Raw genomic sequence first — 22,983 nt, forward strand, 5'->3', positions numbered from 1 at the left:
TGGAATATTGATTTGAATTGAAAAAACAGATACGACCAGGAGTGAATCCTGGTTGTATCTGTTTTTTGTGTCGTGTCTGTATTTTTGTGATTTATCTGTTCGGAAGCACGAATTTCTTTGAGATCATCTCAAGCGTAGCGGCAAGGCTTGACAGCTGCTCGCTCGCTGCAGAGCTTTCCTCAGCTGCGGCCGAGTTGCTGTGAACTACTGAGCTTATCTCATCCACAGAGCTTCTGATATGGGATATCTGCTCTGCTTCCTTGAGTGCGTTTGCCGAGATGCTCTGTATCATCACTGAGCTTTCATCGACTGCAGTTATAACTTCGCTGAGGGCTTCTCTGGTCTCTCCCGCTATGTCTGTACCGTCTTTCACGGCTCTGATTGAATTCTCTATGAGGGCCGTGGTGTTTTTAGCGGCCTCTGATGACTTGGTAGCGAGGTTTCTTACCTCATCCGCAACTACTGCGAATCCCTTGCCGGCAGCGCCTGCTCTTGCAGCCTCTACTGCGGCGTTGAGTGCCAGTATGTTGGTCTGGAATGCGATGTCCTCGATAGCCTTGATGATCTTTCCTATTTCCATTGACTCGCTGCTTATACGGTTCATGGCATCCATCATCTGCTCCATCTGCTCGTTGCTGTTAAACGCTGCAGATCCCACCGCTGCTATCTGAGAGTTGAGCGCCGTAGTATGCTCTGCGCTTGAATTTATGTTCTCTGTTATCTCGGTTATGTTAATCGCAAGGTTCTGGATTGAGCTTGACTGCTCGCTCGAGCCGTTTGCAAGCTGCTGAGCTCCGTTTGCTATCTCCATGGAGCCAGATGCAAGCTGAGACGAGATAGAGGTGATGTCTCCTATTACGTCAGAGAATGCTGCTACAGTCTTTTCGAGTGAATCTCTCAGTCTGTAGAATTCTCCGCTGTAATCCTGCTTGAGGTCTATGTTCAGATTTCCTGCCGCAAAGCTGTCCAGAGATCCTGAAATTTCGTCTATATAGAGCATGTAGGTACGCAGCTTGTCTACGAGCACTGACATGCCGTTTGCAAGGTCTCCGACTTCATCCTGTGAATTCGCGTGGATCTCTACGTCATAGTTGCCCTTTACAAGCTCGGCAGTAACTGCAGTAAGCTTCTTGAGAGGCTTTGTTATCCTTGCGGAAAGCACTGTCAGAGCGCCTATCATAAGTATAAGCGCAAGTATGTTGATTGTCATTATCTTTGCAGTTATGACGTTTACCTTCGCAGTGAGCTCGCTTTCAGGAAGGCTCGTCAGGATTCCCCAACCTGTGTCTCCTATAGGCGTATAGCAGCCTACGACCTTGTTTCCGCGGTCATCGTATTCCTTTATCGCAGTATCCTGGCTTTCTATGCTGCTCTGGATGTTCTCATCGAGCCCTACCTCAGATGTGTTCTTCATTATCATGGCGCTGTCCTGATGTGATAGCACCGTATGGTTTCTTGTTATCAGGATCGCAAAGCCCTTTTCTCCTATTACATGCTGCTGAGCCATGTCGTTGAGGGCTGTGATGTTTATGTCCATCCCGGTTATTCCGGTGATTTTGCCGGACTTGTCATATACAGGTGCAGTAACTGCGACAACCATGTTCCCAGTTATTATATCTGTGTATGGCTCGGATATTATTGTCTCTCTTGTCTCTCCATCCCTGAACCAGTATTCCTTTTCGCTGAGCACATAGCCCTCATCTGAAACGAAGGTTCCGCCGTCAAAAACGACGCTTGGATCTACGTCGGCCACATATGCCGAAACTATGTTTTCCTTGTCGCTGTCCTGTGAAGACTTGAGCATGGCTCTTACATCCTCGAAATAAGGCGACTTGGTTATATCCTCAGTCCCTGAGGTCTCGCTGAGCAGCCTTCTGACATCTATGTCGTGGGACATCTGCAGCACAGAGGACTGGTAGTGAGCCAGATAGTTCTGGGCTCTGTTTGCAAGGAGCTCGGTTTCAATCCTTGTGAATTCCTGATTGTTGCCCCTGAAAAGATCGCTGGTGGTCATGTAGGTGACGAGGCTCGAGACGATCATTACTGCTGCGAGCGTGCCTCCTATAGTCGCAAGGATCCGTGATCTGATGCTTTTCATAAATAAATTCCTTTCTTTTACTTATCAACTGAATAATTTAAAAAATACACATATATATCTACTATCGTCTTGTACAGCTCCTCGGGGATTTCAGCGCCCAGCTCCAGCTGAGTGAGCATGGTGGCAAGGGAGGTGTCTTCATACACTGCCACGCCGTTTTCATTAGCCACTTCAACTATCTTTTCAGCCATGTATCCCATGCCTGATGCGACGATTACCGGAGCGAGCCCTGAGTTCTCATCGTAGGTGAGCGCCACGGCTTTTTTTGTGGATTCCTTCTTATATGGTGACATTTATGTTGTTCCTCCTCTCCATTATCTTTGGAAAAACCTCGCTTACGGTCAGCCTCTTCCTGGACTTGGCCATGCTCAGGTTCTTTGAGTCCAGCCCGTTGAGCTGGATTATCTCGGTGAGCTTCTTCTGGATCTCCCTCTGGAATCCTTCGAGCTTTTCAGGGTAGTACAGCTGCAGGTCGAGAGCCTTTCCCTGCATGTGGACTACCATGTCAAAAAAACCAAGGTTTTCTATGTCGAATTTCAGCAGGAGCTTGAGCGCGCGGCTCTCGTCATCGCCCTGCCTTCTGCTTCTGTCATCGGGATCTACCCATATCTCTGAGAACATGAACTTTCCTGCGAACTCCACAGGCATCAGCACATGAAGGAGAGGCATGTACACGCTCGAGTTGATGAGCATGGACTGGAGCACATTCTGAAACACGAGCTTGTTCTCGTATCCGGCCTCGCCCGCGAGCCCCCGCTGCATTATGCTCAGCAGAAGGTCGCTGTCAGGCATCTTCATGGCAGCCTTGTCCTGGACCAGCCTGTCCAGAAGGCCTGAGAGAACAGCATCGTCAATGTTTCCGAGCCTGTTTCTGAAGCTGTTGAAGCCGCTGAGCGTCTTAAGCGCTGCGAGCGCATCCTCCCTGCTGCTGTTTTCATATCTTGCTATGTCGAGCGTCAGGTGAGTCACGAAGTCCCTTACAGGTCCAAAGTCGTGATATCTCGAGATATACCTGGCAATCCTCGGCACGATCTCCTCCTTTAGCAGGGCTGCATTTTTCGCAGTGTCTCCGGGATTAGCGCTGAGATCAAGGGATTTTATGATGGCCTCAAGCTCGGCGGCCTCGCTCTTTGGCATGGACCTCAGTATGTTTGTGAGGTTCTGAGATATGCTTCCCAGTATCCTCTGAGTAGAGGTAAGGTCATTGTATTTCTTGAGAAACACGAGAATCGCGCTCTTGAATTCGCTCGAGGCGTCAGAAGCCATGAAATCTCTCAGCACTCCGAAGAACATGTTCTTGAATCCGGCGGCGTTTTCAAGGTGATTCCTCAGAAACGAAGCAAACTCGGCCTCGTTCATCTTGAGCATGTCCATGTACTGAGCTATCTCAGTCGCAAACCCTTCGCTTATTCCGGAGGTCACTATGGTCTCCATGCGGCCCTGGAACATTCCCGGCAGTATGCTCATTATGTCGGGAGCGTTTCTGAGGCTCTGGATGAACTTTCCAAAGTTGGACTCATAGCTTGGCGCGAGCCCGTTTCTTGATGTATCTTCAAAATCGGTTCGATTGTCACTTCTTGTTATCTTTGAAGGATCGACGATGTTCTTTACGTTTGTATTTCCTATCTGAGTTGGATTTCCCCGCGGAGAATTCTCATAGGACTGAGACGGTGGGGTGGTAACTTTCAAAATATTGGCCATTTTTTCACCTTTGCAATTAAAAACTATTAATAAAATCAAATATTTTCCGATATAATATATATAACACGTTTAAAAAATCATAAAATACGAGGTGGTGTAAATTTCCATGAACAACAGCATTGATTCCATGCTTGATATGTACCTTTTTGAAACCAACACTCTACTTGAACAGCTCGAGGAGCTTTTTATTGGTGCCGAAATGGAAAAGACCTTATCCAGCAGCAATATTGACGAGATATTCCGTATAATGCACACCATAAAAGGCTCATCAGCAATGATGGAGTTTACTTCTCTTATGGAGATCGCTCACAGGATAGAGGATCTTTTTTTCTACATACGTGAGAACGGTATGGAAAATATGAGTGAAGCATACGTTTCAGATCTTTTTGATATATTATTCCAGTCGATGGACTATTTCAAGTCCGAAGTGGACAAGATCCAGAAGGGAGAACCTCTCTCAGACAATATCGACAACTTTGTCACGAATATTAATATGTTCCTTGACAAAATTAAGAATCCGGCAGAAGAAATACAGTCAGATTCAGCGCAGCCAGATACGCAGACTGCTGAAGAAAATTCAGGCGCTAAGGAAAGCGGACTAAGGAGAATGTGCACGCTATCAGTCTTCTTTGAAGAAGACTCAGGCATGGAGCACATAAGAGCATTCATGCTCGTTACCGCGCTCAGAGAAGCAGGACTCAATTTCGAATACTTCCCTGAAGACATAGAGACAAACAGAGAAGCCGCATCATATATACTCGACAGAGGATTCTCGATATTCTTTGAGTCACAGGAGCTTGCAAACAAGGCCGTGACCCTGATAAAGAACACCAACGGCATCCGTTCATACGAGATAATATGCGAAGATGAGAAGGAAAAAGAAGATAAGGCAGCGGCTCAGTCAGCTGCAAAAAATGAGAAAGCTCATATTCAGGAAAAGCTGCACAAAGAAACAAAAACAGATCCGCAGGCAGAGCTCGAAACTGTGAACGCAAAGATAAACAGCACTCCAAACAAGCAGAGCCTCATAAGCGTAAACCTTTCAAAGCTCGACAAGCTGATGGCGCTGGTTGGAGAGATAGTAATCACCGAATCCATGGTTACCTCATCACCTGACATACAGGGACTGAAACTCGACAACTTCCTCAAGTCCACAAGACAGCTGCGCAAGCTCACAGACGAGCTTCAGGATATAACGATGTCGCTTCGTATGGTACCTATCTCAGGAGTATTCCAGAAGATGAACCGTATCGTAAGGGACATGAGCAAGAAGCTCGGCAAGGAAGTAGACCTCATAATAGAGGGCGAGGACACAGAGGTAGACAAGTCCATAGTAGACAGCATAGGTGACCCTATAATGCACATAGTGCGTAACTCCATGGACCACGGAATAGAAGCCTCAAGAGAAGAAAGAGTAAGAGAAGGCAAGAAGCCGAAGGGCGAGATAGTGCTTGCCGCAAGACATACAGGCAGCGAAGTCATCATAACTATAAGCGATGACGGAAGAGGGATAGACACCGCAAGAATACTCGAAAAGGCAAGAGATAACGGACTTCTCATAAAGCCGGAGAGCGAATACAGCCAGAAAGAGATAATATCCCTGATGATGATGCCGGGATTCTCAACGAACGAAGAAGTCACAGAGTACTCAGGCAGAGGCGTGGGAATGGATGTAGTCAAAAAGAGCATCGAGGCCCTCGGAGGAACCATAACAATAACAAGCGACTACGGATTTGGAAGCTGTACAACGCTCAAGATTCCGCTTACGCTTGCAATAGTTGAGGGAATGGAGACTGCTGTAGGCAAATCCATATTCACGATCCCTATAAACAACATCAGGCAGTGCTTCAGAGTGACGAGCGACGAGATAATCCACGACGTTACAGGCAGAGAGATAGTAAAGAGAATGGACGAGTTCTATCCAGTCATAAGAATACACGACCTCTACAGCATAGATACGCAGGTGACAGACATTGAAGATGGAATACTGATATGGGTTGAATCAGGAGACAGGTCATACTGCCTGTTCGTAGATGAGCTCATAGGAGAGCAGCAGGTAGTTGTAAAGCCGCTTCCTTCATATCTCAACAGCTTCAACATAAAGAATTCCGGAATAGCAGGCTGCACGATCCTCGGAGACGGCAACATAAGCATAATCCTGGACATTCTGAATGTTTACACACTGGCAAACAACGAGTAGATCGGGAGGAGGAATATAATGTCAGAAGAATTATTAGAATTTGAAGATTATCAGGACTACATGGATGACGAAGAAGTACAGACGGACACGAGAAACTATCAGAAATACCTCACGTTCCGGTCAGACGGTCTCCTTTTTGGAATAGATACCAACAACATAATGGAGATAATAACAAACCTCACTCCGATAAAGCTTCCTATGGTGCCAAGATTCGTAAAGGGCATCATAAACCTGCGAGGACAGATAGTCCCAATAGTGGACATAAGCCTCAGGATGGGTAAGAGCGAGATAGAATATGACGACAAGTCGTGCATAATAGTGCTCAACATGGATAACACAGAGCTTGGAATAATAGTGGATACGGTAGATCAGGTACTCGACATCGAGGAAGAGAGAATATCAAGAAACCACACAAGAAGCGAGGAGCTCGTAAACGGGATGATCTCACTTCCAGACCAGAGCGTAGTCCTCATACTGGACTGCGAGGCAGTGATTAACGGCTGATGCAAGGAGATTGAATGCTAACGATTGAAAAAAAGGATTTTCACACACTGGTGAATTTTGTACAGGCCAACTATGGGATAGACCTCTCCAAAAAAGAGCAGCTCATAGTTGGGCGTCTCCAGTTCACTGTACTCGAAAAAGGCTACAAGGACTTTGCGGAGTATGTAAAGCACATAACAGAGGACAGGAACAGCGAAGACATAGAGGTGATGCTCAACAAGCTCACCACCAACTATACACACTTCCTCAGGGAAGAAAAACACTTTGACTACATGAAAAAAATCATACTGCCAGAACTTGAAAGCACAAAGAAAAACAAGGTGCTCAGCATATGGAGCGCGGGGTGTTCTTCAGGAGAAGAGCCCTACACGATGTCCATGGTGCTTAAGGACCATTTTGACAAAAGCTCATCCCAGTGGGATACAAGGGTGCTTGCGACAGATATATCACAAAATGTCCTGCGAAAAGCGCAGAACTCGATATATCCGGAGTCAGACCTTGAGAATCTACCAAAGGAATGGCTCAGCAAGTACTTTGTAAAAGACGCAGCCGCAGGAGGCTACAGAGTCTCCCAGGGCATAAAGGACAATGTCATATTTCGTACCTTCAATCTGATGGACCCTATAAAATTCAAGCTCAAGTTCGATGTTGTTTTTTGTAGAAATGTGATGATATATTTTGACAAGCCTACCAGGGCGGCCCTCATAAAACGATTTTATGACGCTACAAACCCGGGAGGCTACCTCTTCATAGGACACTCCGAATCCCTGAACAGAGATGATGCGCCCTATAAGCAGATGGGACCCTCCATATACCGAAAGCCGCTTGACTAAGGCATGGACAGATATATCACAGACGGAAAGGCAGCTGGATAAGTTATGATATCAATACTAGACACCACAGTAATAGCCATTGGCGCATCCACAGGCGGGACCGAAGCAATACTGAAAGTAATACAGAAACTTCCCAAAGACACCCCCGGGATAGTTGTAGTTCAGCATATGCCGGAGGGCTTTACTGCAATGTACGCAGACAGGCTCAACAAGATATGCGAAATGGACGTAAAAGAAGCAGAAGACGGCGACAGGATAAGAAGAGGCCTCGTCCTCATAGCAAGAGGAGACCAGCATATGGAAGTCACAGGATCTCCGGGAGCCTACAGGGTAATCCTTAAAGGTGGAGAAAAGGTAAGCGGCCACAGGCCATCCGTAGACGTCCTCTTTGAATCAGTGGCAAGGACAGTAAAGAAGAATGCCGTAGGGATAATCCTCACAGGCATGGGAAGAGACGGAGCCGAAGGGCTTCTCAAAATGAGAGAAAACGGTGCGTTCACCATAGGACAGGACGAACAGTCATCGGTAGTATATGGGATGCCGATGGTGGCATTTCAAAAAGGCGCAGTGGTAAAGCAGGCAAGCTGCGACAACATAGCAGGAGTGCTCATGGATTATCTGAGCAGGCTTTAGAGAAAGGCAGGGCAACAGTAAGATGGAAAACATGGACAGATTCATATCGCTGATGAAAGAGATGACTCAGTTTTTTGACGCATTTCAGCTCATAGAAAAACAGAAGCTCGAAGCTGCGGCATCAAACGATATTCTCAGGCTCGAGGAAATCATGAAAAAAGAACAGGCAGAGATACTCGTGCTCAGAGGCCTCGAGAGAAAGCAGCAGGAGATCCAGGCTCAGATGGGATGCTCAGGACTTACCTTCAGAGAGATGATAGACAGAGCTCCAGAGCAGGACAGAGCAGAGCTTGAAAACTTGTATTCCAGGCTTTCAGAATCCCTTGATCTTTTTCAGAAAACCACTCAGAGCGTAAAGCAGGCCATAGACCTTAATCTGCATGCGATACACAAGGCGCTGGAAAAAGTTGATGCAAAACAGACACGCAGCTTCACCAGCAGGAAAGCTTAATATATAGAGATACGGAGGTGCAGCAATGCGTTCATCATTTGCAGGATTTACTACAGCCCAGCTGGCAATGAGGGCAAGCCAGAAAGCCCTTGACGTCACGGGTCAGAACATAGCTAATATAAACACAAAAGGATATACAAGGCAGAGACTTGATCTCATCAGCTTCAGCACAGGAAGAGGCGTGAGCAAGTACGAATCAAGCATGAATGTAAAGGTAGGAAGCGGAGTCCTCACAAAAGGACTTTCGCAGATCAGGGACCCGTTCCTTGACATAAGATACAGAAACGAAGTCGCAAACGTCGGCACGCAGGATCAGAAGCTGGCGGTATTAAAGGACCTGGAGATCGTATTTGATGAGGTTACAAAAAACGGAATACAGAATCAGATAAGCGACATAGCAACCATGCTTCAGAAGCTTTCCTCAGAGGTAGGAAACTCAGAATTTGACAATCTGGTAAAGTCATCATCAGACGTGCTTACAAAGATGTTCAACGAGTATGCAAAACAGCTTGAGAACATAAGGACAGAGCACGAGACAAACCTTGATATAGATGTGACGAATATCAATGATATTATTGGAAATATACACAGACTTAATGAGACAATAAAGGTCAATCAGATTCATGGAAACGCAGCCCTCGAGCTTCAGGACCAGAGAAACTCGCTAATAGATGAGCTGAGCGGATATATGAAGATTGACGTTGAATATGAACTACAGCAGATAACAGACCAGGTGAGCGTAGAAGTACCAAAGATAAGTCTTGTCGGAAAAACAGAGAAGACACTTCTTGTGAATGGGAGCTTTAAGACAGAGCTTAAAGTTGAAAATGATGCCGGTAAAACAAATATAACCATGACAATGCCGGACCCTCAGGCACCTCAGGAGATAACCGAGGACATAACCGCCGGAACTATGAAGGGTGTCCTGGACATGCTAAACAGATCAGGTGAATTTGACGCAGGGACTGAAACGACGAGAGGAATAGGCTACTATCAGAAATCGCTCGACCTTCTGGCATCCAAATTTGCCGAGTCATTCAATAAGTTAAACGGAGTAGGAAAAGAACTTTTTGTTTCATCGGAATCAGGACAACCAATAACTGCAAAGAATATCGCAATATCAGAAGGATGGAATAACGGAACTATTGGTATAACAGCTTCTGTAAAGCCTGGATCTCCGCTCGGATCAAATGATAATGTACTGAACATGATATCAATTCTGAGCGAAAAGATGGAATATAAGACGCAAGATGGAAAGCTGTTATTCAACGGATCATTCCAGGAGATGTTCACAAATACAGGCAGCATGCTCGCACTTGATATTAAATCAACTACCGCGCTTCTGGACAACTATATGACCATATCGGATGAGGTTGCAAATATGAGAGACAATGTCTCGGCGGTATCGCTTGACGAAGAAGGAATGAACATCCTCCACTATCAGAAATCATACAATGCTGCGGCAAGGCTTATGACCGCGCTTGACGAAGCACTTAACACTATAATAAACAGCATGGGAATTGTTGGCAGATAAAAGGAAGGAGCCTGAAACATGCGAATAAGTACCAATTCAATAATGAGAAACTACAGGACACATCTTGGAAAATCAACGGTAAGGATGAATGAATCAAGAGATAGAGTGCTTACAGAAAGAAAATTTACAAAGGCATCGCAGAGCCCTGCAGAAGCAAACAAAGCATTTCAGCTCAGGAGGGAATACCTTAAAAATCAGGATTACCTCCACAATATCGAGGTGGCACAGGGACAGCTTGCCGCAACAGAATCGAGTCTTATGCAGATAAACGAGATGAGCCAGCAGGTCAAAGGAGATGTTCTGAGAGCGCTTAATGGTACCAACAGCAAGGATGAGAGAGCGGCAATAGCACAGAGCTTTGAGGCAACCGCTGAATCAATGGTCATGAGCATGAATGCCCGATATGGAGACAAAATCCTGTTTGGTGGAGCCAGCACAAAAGAAGCTCCTTTTGAATTAAAGAATGGGGAGTTATCATATCGCGGTATAAATGTAAACACGACTGATCCAGCAGAACTTGCGAAGCTAAAGGCAATGTCAGAGGAGACAAATTATATAGATCTCGGATTCGGACTCAAGAAAGATGATGACGGAAACATCATAAAAGGAACTGCATACAATCTCTCAAATCCAGGAATAGAAGCTCTCGGATATGGGAAAGATGGTGAAATGAGCCTGAATATAGTGAGTCAGATCGTGGATATGGCCAAGGAACTAAGATCAGATAATTTTGATTCTGACAAGCTTGGGAAAATGCTTGGCCAGTTTGACAAAAGCATGAGCAAGAATCTTAACAACATTACAAAGATTGGAAGCAATACTAAATTCCTTGAAGACACAGAAACCAGGCTTAAGGACAGTGAACTAAATCTGAATGAAAAAATATCATCAGTTGAAAGCGTAAATCTGGCAGAAGCCATCACAGAGTTCTCATGGGCAGAATATGCATATAATGCAGCACTGAAGGTAGGAAACAGCATTCTTTCACAGTCATTCATAGACTTCATGAGGTAGGATTGAGACATAAATAATTGGATACCAGGCAATATATTTACACAGGGAGGTGTATATTATGGGACCACTTATCAGGATTACCACAGTCCCAATATCTTTCGAGTTCAAGGTAAACAACGCAAGACTTGAAAAAAGCTCAGGCACTGCAGAACTCAATCTTACAAGGGACAAGGGAGGGCTCAGGATTCAGAGCAACAACATAAAGCTCAACCTGGATACCTTCGAAGCCCGAAATTCAGTTTCGCCTACAGCCATAAGGAGCGTTGAACAGGCTGCCGAAAAGGGCAAATCTGCAGCCTATGAAGCAATAGCAAGGTACACAAATGAAGGGACAATAATGATGGATGCAAAATTTAATGGACAGGCACTGGACCAGATATTTGCAAGCAGAGCGCAGCTTCCGACTGGAGAATTCACGGTTGGATTTACACCGTCAGCAGGGGCTGAAATCAGCTGGTCTGAGCCTGATATATCCATACAGTATGAGATGGACAAGCTCAATTTTGAATTCAAGCTTGCGAATGGAGATTTTGAGTTCATTCCTGGGAATATAGAATTTAACATAACTCAGTATCCGGACGTCCTCATAGAGTACATAGGCAAGCCATTATATGTACCTCCAAGTGCAGATCCTGACTATGTAGAATTTTCAGCTAAGGCTTAATAATAAAGGGAGAACTTATGGAAATATCAACGAAATATTTTGACACAGTAAGTGTTTCAGAAAAAGACATAATTCGATTTCAAAATGGATTATTCGGCTTTGAAAGCCTCAAAGAATATGTTCTTATAAGCTTTGAACCAGGCAGTGACAGCCTTATGTGTCTTCAGAGCACACAGGACAGCGAGCTTGCGTTCATACTTATGAATCCCTTCAATCTGAAAAGAGACTATGAACCAGCACTTACAGATTCGGATATGAAAGAACTGGGAATAACAGATGACACCGAGGAAATTTTTTATTATGCAATCTGTGTCGTAAAAGACAATGTAGCAGACAGCACGGTAAATCTAAAATGCCCTGTTGTAATAAATCCGGACAATATGTCAGCAAAACAGCTTATCCTTGATGACGAGAGATACAGTCTGAGGCATATCCTCAGTGAACTCAAGGAAGGGGATGTCTAAAAATGCTCGTACTGCACAGAAAAAAGGGAGAATCGCTGATAATAAATGACAATATCAAGATAACTATAGTGGACATCAGTGGAGAAAAAGTAAAGATAGCAGTAGAAGCCCCGAAGGAAATCCCGATACTAAGATCAGAGCTCGTGAATGCGGCTGAGGCAAACAAGGAAGCCGCAGGTAGTGAGCGCAAAATCTCGGCGACAGATATACGAAATGTACTGGGGATAAATAAAAACAAGGCAGAATAATTTTGCAGAAGGAGAATTACAAGATGAATCTCAAAGAAATAAGCATACAGAAACTTATGAAGGCTACCTTTGCAGTACTCATAGGGCTCAGCACAGTAAATATGCTGGTTATGCTGGGGGCGGGAACAAAGGGCGCAGGACTTACATCCAATATACCTCTTCTGGTATCAGTTGGATTGAATCTCATCTTCATAATCATGTTTTCGATGATAAGCCTCAGCGTAATAAAAAAGAGAGTTATAAATCCTCTCGAAGAGCTTGAAAAAGACATGGAAGAAATATCAAAAGGAAACCTCAGCACAAAGATAAGACATGAATCAAGCGATGAATTTGGACATTTTGCGGACAACTTCAGAAAGCTACTGGGAGTTATAACAGAATATATAAACGGAATCCAGAGACTTACGACTCAGATGGCTGATGGAGATTTTGATATAGAGTTCAAGAATGACAGTGTAGGAGATTTCAAGGCTATAGACGTATCACTCCAGAATCTCGCGGTGAGCCTTGGAAATATGATACACCAGATAAACGAATCATTTTCACAGGTTTCATCAGGTTCATCACAGGTTGCAGACGGAGCGCAGATGCTTTCACAGGGAGCTACAGAACAGGCAAGTGCCATAGAGCAGCTTTCGGCGGCTATAATGGAAATCTCGGATCAGATCAACCAGAATGCGGAGAGCGCAAATACCGCAAACCAGAAGGTAGCAAACCTCGGATCCGAGATAGAGCAGACCAATGCACAGATGGAAGAGATGATGAGTGCCATGAATGAGATCAACCACACATCAGGAGAAATAGGAAAGATAATCAAAACAATAGAAGATATCGCATTCCAGACAAACATACTTGCGCTCAACGCCGCAGTAGAAGCTGCAAGGGCAGGAGCGGCAGGCAAAGGCTTTGCCGTAGTTGCAGATGAGGTAAGAAACCTTGCCAACAAAAGTGCTGAGGCAGCCAAAAACACTACAGTGCTTATCCAGAGCTCAATAAAGGCAGTAGACAACGGAACGAGGATAGCGAGCGAAACTGCGAGACTCCTTGAAAACATAGACAGAGGATCAAGAGAAATCGTCGAGAATGTCGATCAGATATCTCAGAAATCTCAGGAGCAGGCAGTCTCTGTAAGTCAGGTGACAGACGGAATAGACCAGATATCATCAGTAGTACAGATGAACTCAGCCACATCAGAAGAAGCAGCAGCGGCAAGCCAGGAGCTTTCAAGCCAGGCTCACATGATGAAGGCAGAGCTTGAGAGATTCAGATACAGAAAAGGTGGATATTCATCAAAGGCAGAATCAAGACCTATGCCAAAGAAAGAAACCAAGCCTGCAATGCCAAAATCAGAACCTGTAAAGAAACAAGCTCCAAAACCCGCACCAGAACCGGAAATCAGGGAAGTAAAGCCTGAGCCGGCAAAACCGGCACCTGTAAGAGAAAAACTTAAGCCGGCAGCTTCATCAGGAATAATATTCAACCCGGATAAATATTAAGACAAACAAACAGTGGTCATTTCCGTAATGGAAACAACCACTGTATTTTATTGTTCAGATTTAAGATTTATACAGAATCTATAGACGAGAGCTTTGAAAGTGATTCAATCTTTAACTTAAGTTTTTCATCAGACTCGATTATCTTTTTGAGAACAGCTCTGATAGAGTACCAGATTTCGTTTATATTGGCCTCTTCAAAAGAAACCTCGGAGCTAATTGGATTTTCGGACATCTGAGCCTTGATTCTGATCCTATCAGAAATATCAAGCGACTGGATTTTTTCTGAAATCTCCTCATTGAGAGACTCTATATCTGACATTATCTTATACCTCATGTCGAGGAGCATAGAGAGTGTTTCTGAATCGTTCTGCGATGCTGATTTTTCCATGTCCAGAGCATAACGGTATATCTGATTTATCTGATTATACTTTCTCTTAAGAAGAATCATTATATCCTGCGCTGCATTATAACTCATAGTTTCTTATCTCCTTAAATTTATCCGAACTGCTGGGAAAGCCATCCACTTTGAGAGTTCAGTTTAGACATCACTGTCTCAAGATTAGCGAACTGCTGGTAGTACCGTGATTGTTCTCTAGAGAGGGTAAGATTGAGTTTTTCAACGATTTTGTCTACGAGATTCATCTGATCCAAGAGAGTGTTTTTTGTAAGTGAAAGTGGAGAAGCTGGATGCCCAGCCTTTTCAATTAGAACTCCTTTTGAAGAGCTATCTGTCTTTACATATTTGTCAGTTATATTTTTCAACCTTGACATTATACCGTCTGCAAACTGTCCCTTTATATTTACAGTATCATCTTCTATAGCTTTTCTAAGGTTATCCTCATTGATTACAATTTTTCCTTTATCTTGCCAGTTTGAAGAGGGAGTTACGCCAATTTTTTTAAGTTCGTACATAGTATCTCCATTTGAAAAAAATGCGGTTCGTAGCTCTCTGGTCAGTGAAGCTAGATCGCTATTTCCAAAAAGTAGCCCTGCTTTAGCTTTTTCCTCCCATACTTTTATTTCGGATTCGGTCATCTCCTCTTTTTGTTCATTTGTGAGTGGAGGATAGTTACGATTTGGTTTTGTAGAATATTCAGTATTAACAAGATCAACTATATCATTATATTCACTTATCATTTCTTTGATTGCAGTAAAGATTTTATCTGTGTCTGTTTTTGCACTTAATCTTATAGGATCACCAAATGAGAAAGTATCATTTATAGTTAGGGTAAGTCCGTCTATGTTGAATATATTGTTTGTGCTCTCTAGGGTCAAAGTGTTTTCGTTGCCATATTGAACCTCAAGGAAAGCCTTTGTTGAAGTCTTCACATTCACTGTTCCGCCAAAAAGTTGTTCAGAAAGATTGCCGCTTATTGTAATATCTTTGCCACTATCATTCTTGAACTCAAATCGATCAAGACTTTCGATGTACGATACAGTTATATTGCTTCCTGAATTATTTATTTCATTGATAATATCTTGAGTAGATAATGGTGAACTAAGATTTATTATAGTGCCGTCTATAAGAAGATCTATAGGTTCGGGAATAGTTATTGCAGCTAACAAGTCTAGTCTGTTTGATTCTCCCGCATTAAGCCCCAATACTTTTTTTGCATCGACATGGATATCAGATATTTTAAGAGTTGATCCAGAGTTTGATGTTCTAAACTGAACTGCACCTCCAACTGGCTCAGCCTTAATAGTGTCTTTTCCAAATGCAGAATTTAATTTAGTTTGGAAAAGAGAGGCCATTTTTTCAGCATCATCTATTCCTATGAGTTCTTCCTTTGAGAAGGAAATATTGCTTATCTTTGAATTTAATGAAAAAGAAATATTCTTGTCTGAAAGTGTATTCGAAATATCCGAAAAATCAACATTTTCTCCTAATATTATCTGATCAGATGCATTTTTTGAGGATATGGCACCACCGGAAGAAGCTCTAGAAGCAGAAATAATACTTATGTTTTCGGTTATATTGGAATTTCCTGAAACACTTATTTTTGAAGCATTAGATCCGGAAGTTGAGATATTTGTTTTTGTATAGAAACTAGAACTCAAAAGATTCGTGTTTGAGGTAAATGAAGTATATTTCTTAGAAAAGTCAATGAGTTTACTACTGATTTTCCTGTACGCTTCGCTTTGCCATGTAAGAAGCTGTTTGTTCTGAAATTGTCTTGCAATCTTTGATCTTGTAGAGACGGTCATGCCTTTGATTATTTCATCGGTATCAAGGCCAGTTGCGATACCTCCGATTCCTTTAGAATTCACTCCATAAGAAGCGCTTGAACTTGTAAGACTAGTTATTGTAGCCATAATATCAACTCCTCAATTATTAAGCTTAAATAATAAAAATTAAACCATATATTTACTTTATATAAATATTATCGACATTAAGCTGAAATTATTAAGATTTATTATTATCATTTATTATATTTGTGACGATATTATAATAAGTATAAGAAATTATTAGTAAGGAAAGAATTATAGCACAACAAGTGGAGGAGGGTGAGTTTTGCAATCTAAAACCCTGAAAAAGAATGTTATGGAAAAGAATGTCAATGCTGAAGAAGAACGTATTATAGAATTCAGAGAACTTGCGAAATCAATAAAATCTAGGATTTATGAGTTGATGATAATTGGAAACAATCACGAAGCGGCTGCCATTATAGAACAACTGCAGTCTGTGACTCCATATGACAAAGATCTTGAAGATTTGAAAAGAAAAATCGGCATGGAATGAAAATATTTTTTTAAAAAAAACTATTAAGATTAAATAATAAGTGCCGATATAATTAATAGAAGGTCAAAATAATTCGGCGCCGAATTAAGACCATAATAAAATTTTAACCATTAGAGATAAGGACATCTCTTAAGGACATTCAAGGAGGAATTAAAAATGAGAATTAACAATAACATAATGGCGATGAATACTCACAGACAGTTATCTAACAACACTATTTCTGGCTCGAAATCTATGGAAAAGCTATCTTCTGGTCAAAGAATAAATAGAGCAGCTGATGATGCGGCAGGACTTTCAATTTCTGAAAAAATGAGAAGTCAGATTAGAGGACTTACTCAGGCAACAAGAAATGCTCAGGATGGTATTTCATATATCCAAACTGCTGAAGGTGCAACCAACGAAATTAGTGATATGCTTACAAGACTTAAAGAGCTTGCTGTGCAGGTTACTAATGGAACATACAGCTCAGATGACCAAAATAATATCGGTCAAGAAATGAAAGCTTTAGGTGAGGCTGCCGATGAGATTATAACTAACACGAAATTTAATGGAAAAGCTGTTTTTACAGAGACTGCTGATATTAAATATGGGGAAGATGCAGGTTCGACTGTAACTGTAGCAGCTTTAACAAAAACTGATTTTGCTGCTCTAAAAACTCTTACTGATGCTGCTGATACTGCGCCAACTGCTGTTACGGTTGCGGCTGTTGAAAATGCCATTACTGAACTTAATACTGAAAGAGCAAAATATGGTGCACAGCAAAATAAACTTGAGCATGTTATTAAAAATCAAGATGCTACTCAAGAAAACCTACAAGCTGCAGAATCAAGGATTAGAGATGTAGATATGGCGAAAGAGATGATGAACCTAACTAAGAATAATATATTAACTCAGGCTGCTCAGGCTATGCTTGCTCAAGCTAACCAAGCGCCACAGGGAGTACTACAACTTCTTAGATAATTTGTCGATATTTAAAATGATTAATAAGAGCCAGGAGATATTTCTCCTGGCTCTTTAACTTAAATGGAGAGGTGGATATCCAAGGTGAAAATTAGTCAAAATAACAAGTGTACAAGATGTAATGTGGATTTTGAGTGGATGAGCATCGTACCTCAAAATATACAATATAGTAAATTTGAGGTGGAAAAAATCCCTATTTATGCAACTCAACCATTTGCAATAAATAAAATCAAGACCCATGAGGGGTATAATTATCCTCTTGAAGTAATGGTTAATTGTCCTAAATGTGACTGCGTTAATCAAATAGAAGTTGAATACACAAAAGATTTTTTTCTGTAAAATAGTTTTCTAAACAGAACTCTACTCAAGAAAATCTTATTAAGATGAATATTTTGGTAATGCAATCTAAGTATTATATTTAGGTAAAATGGATTATCTGGATTGTATAGTGAAAACTTATAGATATGAAAACGAGGATAAAGGAGGACCTTACATGGACATAGCAGCATTATCAATGGGGTTAAGCCAGATGAAGGTGGCACAGCAGGCCAGTATCTCTGTCATGAAGATGGCAATGGATACGGCGAAAGGACAGGCTTCTGATTTAGCCAGTATGCTAGAAAGCTCTACGGCAAAGGCATCAGATAATTCTCTGACGCCACATCTGGGCCGCAATATAGATACAAATGTATAAATAGTTAACCTACACTATTGACATCTAAATAACAATGGGTCTATAATTAGGGCAGGGGACAGAATAATCAAGCAATCATTTTAACTTGATAAACCGATTCTGGGCTCCTGGCCTATATTTTTTACCCTAATTTTATTCTATTACTTACTTGTAATATTTTTTCTTTAGTATTTCAGTTTTACTGAGAAGGAGGATTACCATGTTCAAAAAATTTACCAACGGATGTGTCAGTGTTATGAACAAATACCTGCCAGATCCTTTTTTATTCGCGATTATCCTTACTTTCATCGTGTTTGCTGCGGGGATCGGCATGACGGGTCAGGGGCCGCTTGACATGATGCTTCACTGGGCTAACGGTTTCTGGGGTCTGCTTTCTTTCTCTATGCAGATGGCTATGGTGCTCGTGCTTGGGAATACCATGGCTTCTGCCGGGGTTTTCAAGAAGGGGCTCAGGAGCATTGCTTCTACTGCTCAGACTCCATCGAGAGCCATAATGATAACTGCCTTTGTTTCTGCGGTATGCTGCTGGATCAACTGGGGATTTGGACTTGTTATAGGGGCGCTTCTTGCGAAGGAGATCGCAAAGCAGGTCAAGGGCGTTGACTACAGGCTTCTTATAGCTTCGGCTTATTCTGGATTCGTTGTATGGCATGGTGGGATGTCTGGATCTATTCCGCTTGGAGTTGCGGCTGTAGGCGCTGACGGCGTGGTTGCAAACACAGGTGGGGTAGTGACTGCGGCTATACCTACTTCGCTTACGATATTTTCGCCTATGAATCTTACCATATCCGCTATAATAATATTAGGGCTTCCATTCGTGTGCAGGGCTATGATGCCGGACAAGGAGCATACGATAGAGGTTGATGCGGCGCTTCTCGTTGAAGATGCGGAAAAGGTATACAAGATAGAGACTCCTGCGGACAAGCTTGAGCACAGCAGGATAATATGGGCTATAGTACTTATTCTTGGATTTGCATACATCATATACAATATCGCGCTCAACAAGCTCAATTCGCTTAACCTAAACTTTGTTAACTTTATATTCATGTTTGCGGGCATACTGCTTCATGGAAACCTCAAGAGATACATCGATGCGTTTGCTGATTCGGCAAAGAGCTGCTCGGGAATACTGCTTCAGTTCCCATTCTATGCTGGTATTCAGGGCATGATGACGGGTGCGGTTGCAGGGGTTTCGCTTGCAGGAGTTATATCTACCTTCTTCGTGGGAATAGCTACGACTACTACATTCCCGCTGTTCACTTTCCTCAGTGCGGGTATAGTAAACTTCTTTGTTCCTTCAGGTGGAGGTCAGTGGGCGGTTCAGGGCCCTATAATGATGCCTGCGGGACTTGAAATCGGGGTGCCGGCGGCAAAGACTGCGATGGCCATTGCCTGGGGTGATGCGTGGACCAACATGATTCAGCCTTTCTGGGCGCTTCCTGCTCTTGGTATAGCGGGACTTTCTGCAAAAGATATAATGGGTTACTGTGTAATTACGCTTCTGTTTTCGGGAGTTGTCATTGCTGCAGGATTCCTAATCTTCTAAATCAAAATAATATGTACTAACTTGAAATGTGCAGCCTCGTCTTATTCGAAGCTGCACATTTTTGCGAAAATATATCTGTATCAACAGATTCCTAGAAGCTCATCTCATCTGCCTTTGGGAACAGGCCATACAGCCCTCCGGTGTGGATGAAGAGGATGTTCCTGTAGTCTGAGAAATCCGCCATGGGATTGTTTGGGGACAGGCCGAAGTTGGATTTTGCTATCTCTGAGACCATGCCTTTGAGGGTCTTTCCTGTGTATACGGGGTCGAGGAATATTCCTTCGAGTCTTGCGAATTCCTTTATGAATTCAAAGTCTGCGGGAACGTTGAGAGCATAGCCTTTGCCTGCGTAGCCGTCTGTTATTATGAGGCTCTCAGGGGTTATGCCGAGGTTCTCTGGGGTCACTCCCTCGAGGTAGCTGCAGCACTCTTCGATATATCCGAAGGCTCTTTTCTGGAAGTTCGGGGCGGTGTCTGCTATGTTGAAGCCTATTACGTCGCATTTCATGTTGTAGAGCTTCGCGCCGACTGCAAGGCCTGCATATGTGCCGGATGAGCCTACGCATGAAACCACGGCGTCGAATCTTATGCCGAGCTCGTCTTCCTGCTGTTGGATCTCCTTCATCGCGTTTATATATCCGAACAGCCCTATGCCGTTGGATGCGCCCTCGGGAAGGATGTATCCCTTTTCGCCGCTGGCCTCGAGATCTTTTTTTATGTCCTCCATTATCTCGAATCTTCTGAGGACATAGTCCTCCGCGCTTATGAATCTGACGTCTGCGCCGACTATGAGGTCTAGCAGGTGATTGCCTTCGATGGCAGTCTTTTCAGATTCCCTGAGCACGAGTATGGATTTCATGCCGAGCTTTACTGCGGCTACTGCGGTGGCCCTTGCGTGGTTGGACTGGATTCCTCCGCAGGTTATAAGTGCGTTAGCTCCCCGAGACAGGGCCTCTGCGGCTGCGAATTCGAGCTTTCTTACCTTGTTTCCGGACAGCTCTATTCCAGTCTCGTCGTCTCTTTTTATGTAGATGTTTTTCCCTAGATTTTCTGAAAGCTTCTGGAGCTTGTAGGTCCTGGTCGGGAGGTTTGCGAGTGAAATTTTTTCGGGTAGTGTGATCATGGGTGCTTCCTTTCTGCTATCTGTATTTTATACTCTTTTCAAAATAACATATTTTCTGTTTTTTTTCAACATTGCGAAAAAAGGGTTGACAATTAAGATTTATTATTGTAACATATGAAACATGAATTAAATATCAAAACTTCTTATCAAGAGAGACAGAGGGATCGGCCCTGTGAAGTCTCGGCAACCTGCAGCCTGCTGCAAGGTGCTAATTCCGTCAAAGAGAAATCTTTGGAAGATGAGGAGACGGTTGAATTGTGACCTTCTCTTCTGAGGAGGTTTTTTTTATTTCAATTTTCTAAAATCAGGTAATTCAACCAAGCAGTAAAGGAGGGACATATGGGAGCACCACTTATCCAGATAAGGAATCTGGAGAAAGAATTTTTTGGCACGAGCGGCAGCAAGGTGACTGCACTTTCGGGTATAAACCTAGATATAAACAAAGGCGACATATACGGAATAATAGGCATGAGCGGCGCGGGCAAGAGCACACTGGTAAGGTGCATCAATTTCCTCGAAAAGCCGACGGGGGGAACGGTCATCATAGGTGGCAGGGATCTTTCGGCTCTGAATGACAGGGAGCTGAGATCGGTAAGGCAGAAGGTGGGGATGATATTTCAGCAGTTCAATCTGCTGATGCAGAGAAATGTCGAGGACAACATCTGCTTCCCGCTTGAGATCGGAGGCGTACCAAAGGCTCAGGCAAGAGAAAGGGCTGCTGAGCTGCTGGAGCTTGTAGGGCTCTCGGACAAGCGGCTGGCGTATCCGTCTCAGCTGAGCGGAGGGCAGAAGCAGAGGGTGGCGATTGCAAGGGCCCTTGCGACAAATCCGGAGATACTTCTCTGCGATGAGGCGACGAGCGCGCTGGATCCAACAACCACACGCTCGATACTGGAGCTGCTCAAGGACATCAACAAGAAGCTGGGCATAACGATCGTGATAATAACCCACGAGATGTCCGTCGTCGAAGAGATATGCGACTATATCGCGATCGTGGACAAAGGAAGCCTCGCAGAAAGCGGCAGGGTGGAGGATGTGTTCTCGAATCCAAAGACGGAGGCTGCCAGAAAGCTGGTATATCACAACAGCAGCAGCGCGACGGTGGACGAGATGACCGGAAAGAGATGCATAAGAATAGTGTTTGACGGAAAATCATCCTTTGAGCCGGTCATTGCAAACATGATCCTGGAGTGCAGGACGCCGGTGAACATACTTTTTGCAGATACGAACGACATCAAGGGACAGGCCTTCGGGCAGATGATACTGCAGCTGCCTGAGGACAGGCTGCAGGGCGACAAGGTCATAAATTATTTGAAGAGCAGAAATGTGAATGTAGAGGAGCTGAGGGATTATGTTAAGTAATGAAGTATTTACAATGCTTTTGGAGGGCACGAGAGATACGCTCTACATGACCTTCGTGTCAGCTGTATTCTCATATCTGTTTGCCTTCCCGATCGGGATCGCACTCGTGATAACTAAAAAAGACGGTCTGCATCCGATGGCGGCCCTGTACAGGCTGCTGGACATAGTAGTCAACATCGGAAGGTCTGTGCCTTTCCTGATACTACTCATAGCGGTGATTCCGCTGACGGTGCTCATAGCCGGAAAAAGCTACGGCTCTACGGCGACGATAGTGCCGCTCGTGATTGCTTCTACGCCTTTCATTGCAAGGCTGATTGAATCCTCGCTCCACGAAGTTGATCCAGGAGTGATCGAAGCGGCGCAGAGCATGGGAGCTTCCCTTTCGACCATAGTGACGAAGGTGCTGATAGCAGAGGCGAAGACTTCCCTTATAGTCGGCTCCACGATAGCGCTGGGGACTATACTGAGCTACTCGGCGATGGCAGGAGTCGTTGGAGGCGGGGGCCTCGGGGATATCGCTATAAGATACGGATACAACAGATACCAGTATGACATAATGCTGATAACGGTGATACTGCTCGTGGTGCTTATGCAGGTGATGCAGTTCATCGGGATGAGGATAGCGGCAAAGACCGACAAGAGAGTAAGATAAGCAAAAAGAAAAACTAATGGAAACTGAAATATGATAACTGAAAATATAAATATGATAAAGATAAAG

The 22,983-nt window shown here is 43.6% G+C and carries 24 protein-coding genes and 1 riboswitch; of the genes, 18 read left to right on the forward strand and 6 right to left on the reverse strand.

Annotated features, from left to right (window positions below; all coding sequences use genetic code 11):
- Positions 1-91: 91 nt before the first annotated feature.
- From AC4PGZ_RS00095 to AC4PGZ_RS00105, 3 genes are read right to left on the reverse strand one after another with little or no spacing between them, the layout of a single operon-like run.
- Positions 92-2,098 (reverse strand): methyl-accepting chemotaxis protein, encoded by a 2,007-nt coding sequence (locus AC4PGZ_RS00095; RefSeq protein ID WP_492159041.1) that lies wholly within the window; start codon positions 2,096-2,098, stop codon positions 92-94.
- A 17-nt stretch (positions 2,099-2,115) separates the two neighbouring features.
- Positions 2,116-2,391, reverse strand: coding sequence for an EscU/YscU/HrcU family type III secretion system export apparatus switch protein (locus AC4PGZ_RS00100; protein ID WP_492159042.1), 276 nt, complete (start codon positions 2,389-2,391; stop codon positions 2,116-2,118).
- Positions 2,378-3,799 carry a hypothetical protein gene (locus tag AC4PGZ_RS00105; protein WP_492159043.1) on the reverse strand — a complete coding sequence of 474 codons (1,422 nt, stop codon included), beginning with the start codon at positions 3,797-3,799 and terminating at the stop codon, positions 2,378-2,380. Before AC4PGZ_RS00105 ends, AC4PGZ_RS00100 begins: the two co-directional genes overlap by 14 nt.
- Before the next feature lie 106 nt (positions 3,800-3,905).
- Here AC4PGZ_RS00105 and AC4PGZ_RS00110 point away from each other — a divergent pair, with 106 nt between their 5' ends.
- The 11 genes from AC4PGZ_RS00110 to AC4PGZ_RS00160 are packed head-to-tail and all read left to right on the forward strand — an operon-like array spanning position 3,906 to position 13,840.
- A complete protein-coding gene (locus AC4PGZ_RS00110; RefSeq protein ID WP_492159044.1) occupies positions 3,906-5,999 on the forward strand; it encodes a chemotaxis protein CheW in 2,094 nt (697 codons plus the stop codon).
- An 18-nt stretch (positions 6,000-6,017) separates the two neighbouring features.
- Positions 6,018-6,503 (forward strand): chemotaxis protein CheW, encoded by a 486-nt coding sequence (locus AC4PGZ_RS00115; protein ID WP_492159045.1) that lies wholly within the window; start codon positions 6,018-6,020, stop codon positions 6,501-6,503.
- Positions 6,504-6,517: 14 nt separating this feature from the next.
- Positions 6,518-7,336, forward strand: a complete 819-nt coding sequence (locus AC4PGZ_RS00120) for a CheR family methyltransferase (protein ID WP_492159046.1) — start codon at positions 6,518-6,520, stop codon at positions 7,334-7,336.
- 45 nt (positions 7,337-7,381) lie between these two features.
- Complete coding sequence (locus AC4PGZ_RS00125; RefSeq protein ID WP_492159047.1) at positions 7,382-7,969, forward strand: CheB methylesterase domain-containing protein; 588 nt, start codon at positions 7,382-7,384, stop codon at positions 7,967-7,969.
- A gap of 31 nt (positions 7,970-8,000) precedes the next feature.
- Positions 8,001-8,420: a flagellar export chaperone FlgN gene (gene flgN, locus AC4PGZ_RS00130; protein ID WP_492159048.1), complete on the forward strand. Its 420-nt coding sequence runs from the start codon at positions 8,001-8,003 to the stop codon at positions 8,418-8,420.
- A 25-nt stretch (positions 8,421-8,445) separates the two neighbouring features.
- A complete protein-coding gene (gene flgK / locus AC4PGZ_RS00135) occupies positions 8,446-9,954 on the forward strand; it encodes a flagellar hook-associated protein FlgK (RefSeq protein ID WP_492159049.1) in 1,509 nt (502 codons plus the stop codon).
- 18 nt (positions 9,955-9,972) lie between these two features.
- A complete protein-coding gene (locus AC4PGZ_RS00140; protein WP_492159050.1) occupies positions 9,973-10,968 on the forward strand; it encodes a flagellin N-terminal helical domain-containing protein in 996 nt (331 codons plus the stop codon).
- Between the two features lie 58 nt (positions 10,969-11,026).
- The gene (locus AC4PGZ_RS00145; RefSeq protein WP_492159051.1) at positions 11,027-11,632 is read left to right on the forward strand and encodes a DUF6470 family protein; all 606 of its coding nucleotides are present in this window, start codon (positions 11,027-11,029) and stop codon (positions 11,630-11,632) included.
- Positions 11,633-11,649: 17 nt separating this feature from the next.
- Complete coding sequence (fliW, locus tag AC4PGZ_RS00150) at positions 11,650-12,096, forward strand: flagellar assembly protein FliW (RefSeq protein WP_492159053.1); 447 nt, start codon at positions 11,650-11,652, stop codon at positions 12,094-12,096.
- 2 nt (positions 12,097-12,098) lie between these two features.
- The gene (locus tag AC4PGZ_RS00155) at positions 12,099-12,344 is read left to right on the forward strand and encodes a carbon storage regulator (protein WP_492159054.1); all 246 of its coding nucleotides are present in this window, start codon (positions 12,099-12,101) and stop codon (positions 12,342-12,344) included.
- A gap of 23 nt (positions 12,345-12,367) precedes the next feature.
- Complete coding sequence (locus tag AC4PGZ_RS00160; protein ID WP_492159055.1) at positions 12,368-13,840, forward strand: methyl-accepting chemotaxis protein; 1,473 nt, start codon at positions 12,368-12,370, stop codon at positions 13,838-13,840.
- 67 nt (positions 13,841-13,907) lie between these two features.
- Here the strand turns inward: AC4PGZ_RS00160 and AC4PGZ_RS00165 are convergent, their stop codons facing one another.
- Complete coding sequence (locus tag AC4PGZ_RS00165; RefSeq protein WP_492159056.1) at positions 13,908-14,315, reverse strand: hypothetical protein; 408 nt, start codon at positions 14,313-14,315, stop codon at positions 13,908-13,910.
- Between the two features lie 20 nt (positions 14,316-14,335).
- Positions 14,336-16,153, reverse strand: coding sequence for a flagellar filament capping protein FliD (fliD, locus tag AC4PGZ_RS00170; RefSeq protein WP_492159057.1), 1,818 nt, complete (start codon positions 16,151-16,153; stop codon positions 14,336-14,338).
- A gap of 199 nt (positions 16,154-16,352) precedes the next feature.
- Here fliD and AC4PGZ_RS00175 point away from each other — a divergent pair, with 199 nt between their 5' ends.
- The 5 genes from AC4PGZ_RS00175 to AC4PGZ_RS00195 all read left to right on the forward strand — a co-directional run bounded on the left by AC4PGZ_RS00175 (position 16,353) and on the right by AC4PGZ_RS00195 (position 19,780).
- Positions 16,353-16,580, forward strand: coding sequence for a hypothetical protein (locus AC4PGZ_RS00175; RefSeq protein ID WP_492159058.1), 228 nt, complete (start codon positions 16,353-16,355; stop codon positions 16,578-16,580).
- A gap of 156 nt (positions 16,581-16,736) precedes the next feature.
- On the forward strand, positions 16,737-17,540 hold the full coding sequence (locus AC4PGZ_RS00180; RefSeq protein ID WP_492159059.1) for a flagellin N-terminal helical domain-containing protein: 804 nt from the start codon (positions 16,737-16,739) through the stop codon (positions 17,538-17,540).
- Between the two features lie 84 nt (positions 17,541-17,624).
- Entirely contained in the window at positions 17,625-17,879 is a 255-nt protein-coding gene (locus AC4PGZ_RS00185) for a hypothetical protein (RefSeq protein ID WP_492159060.1), read from the forward strand.
- 109 nt (positions 17,880-17,988) lie between these two features.
- On the forward strand, positions 17,989-18,234 hold the full coding sequence (locus AC4PGZ_RS00190; protein WP_492159061.1) for a YjfB family protein: 246 nt from the start codon (positions 17,989-17,991) through the stop codon (positions 18,232-18,234).
- A 199-nt stretch (positions 18,235-18,433) separates the two neighbouring features.
- Positions 18,434-19,780: a short-chain fatty acid transporter gene (locus AC4PGZ_RS00195; protein WP_492159062.1), complete on the forward strand. Its 1,347-nt coding sequence runs from the start codon at positions 18,434-18,436 to the stop codon at positions 19,778-19,780.
- Between the two features lie 91 nt (positions 19,781-19,871).
- Here AC4PGZ_RS00195 and AC4PGZ_RS00200 read toward each other — a convergent pair whose 3' ends face one another.
- A complete protein-coding gene (locus AC4PGZ_RS00200) occupies positions 19,872-20,903 on the reverse strand; it encodes a D-cysteine desulfhydrase family protein (RefSeq protein ID WP_492159064.1) in 1,032 nt (343 codons plus the stop codon).
- A 140-nt stretch (positions 20,904-21,043) separates the two neighbouring features.
- A riboswitch (SAM riboswitch) is annotated at positions 21,044-21,148 on the forward strand.
- A 94-nt stretch (positions 21,149-21,242) separates the two neighbouring features.
- Between AC4PGZ_RS00200 and AC4PGZ_RS00205 the strand changes: the two genes are divergently transcribed.
- Together AC4PGZ_RS00205 and AC4PGZ_RS00210 are read left to right on the forward strand one after the other, a co-directional pair.
- Entirely contained in the window at positions 21,243-22,265 is a 1,023-nt protein-coding gene (locus tag AC4PGZ_RS00205) for a methionine ABC transporter ATP-binding protein (protein WP_492159065.1), read from the forward strand.
- Entirely contained in the window at positions 22,255-22,917 is a 663-nt protein-coding gene (locus tag AC4PGZ_RS00210) for a methionine ABC transporter permease (RefSeq protein ID WP_492159067.1), read from the forward strand. The genes AC4PGZ_RS00205 and AC4PGZ_RS00210 overlap by 11 nt, the downstream gene beginning before the upstream one ends.
- Positions 22,918-22,983 lie beyond the last annotated feature (66 nt).

The organism is Proteocatella sp. QWL-06 (assembly GCF_058684135.1).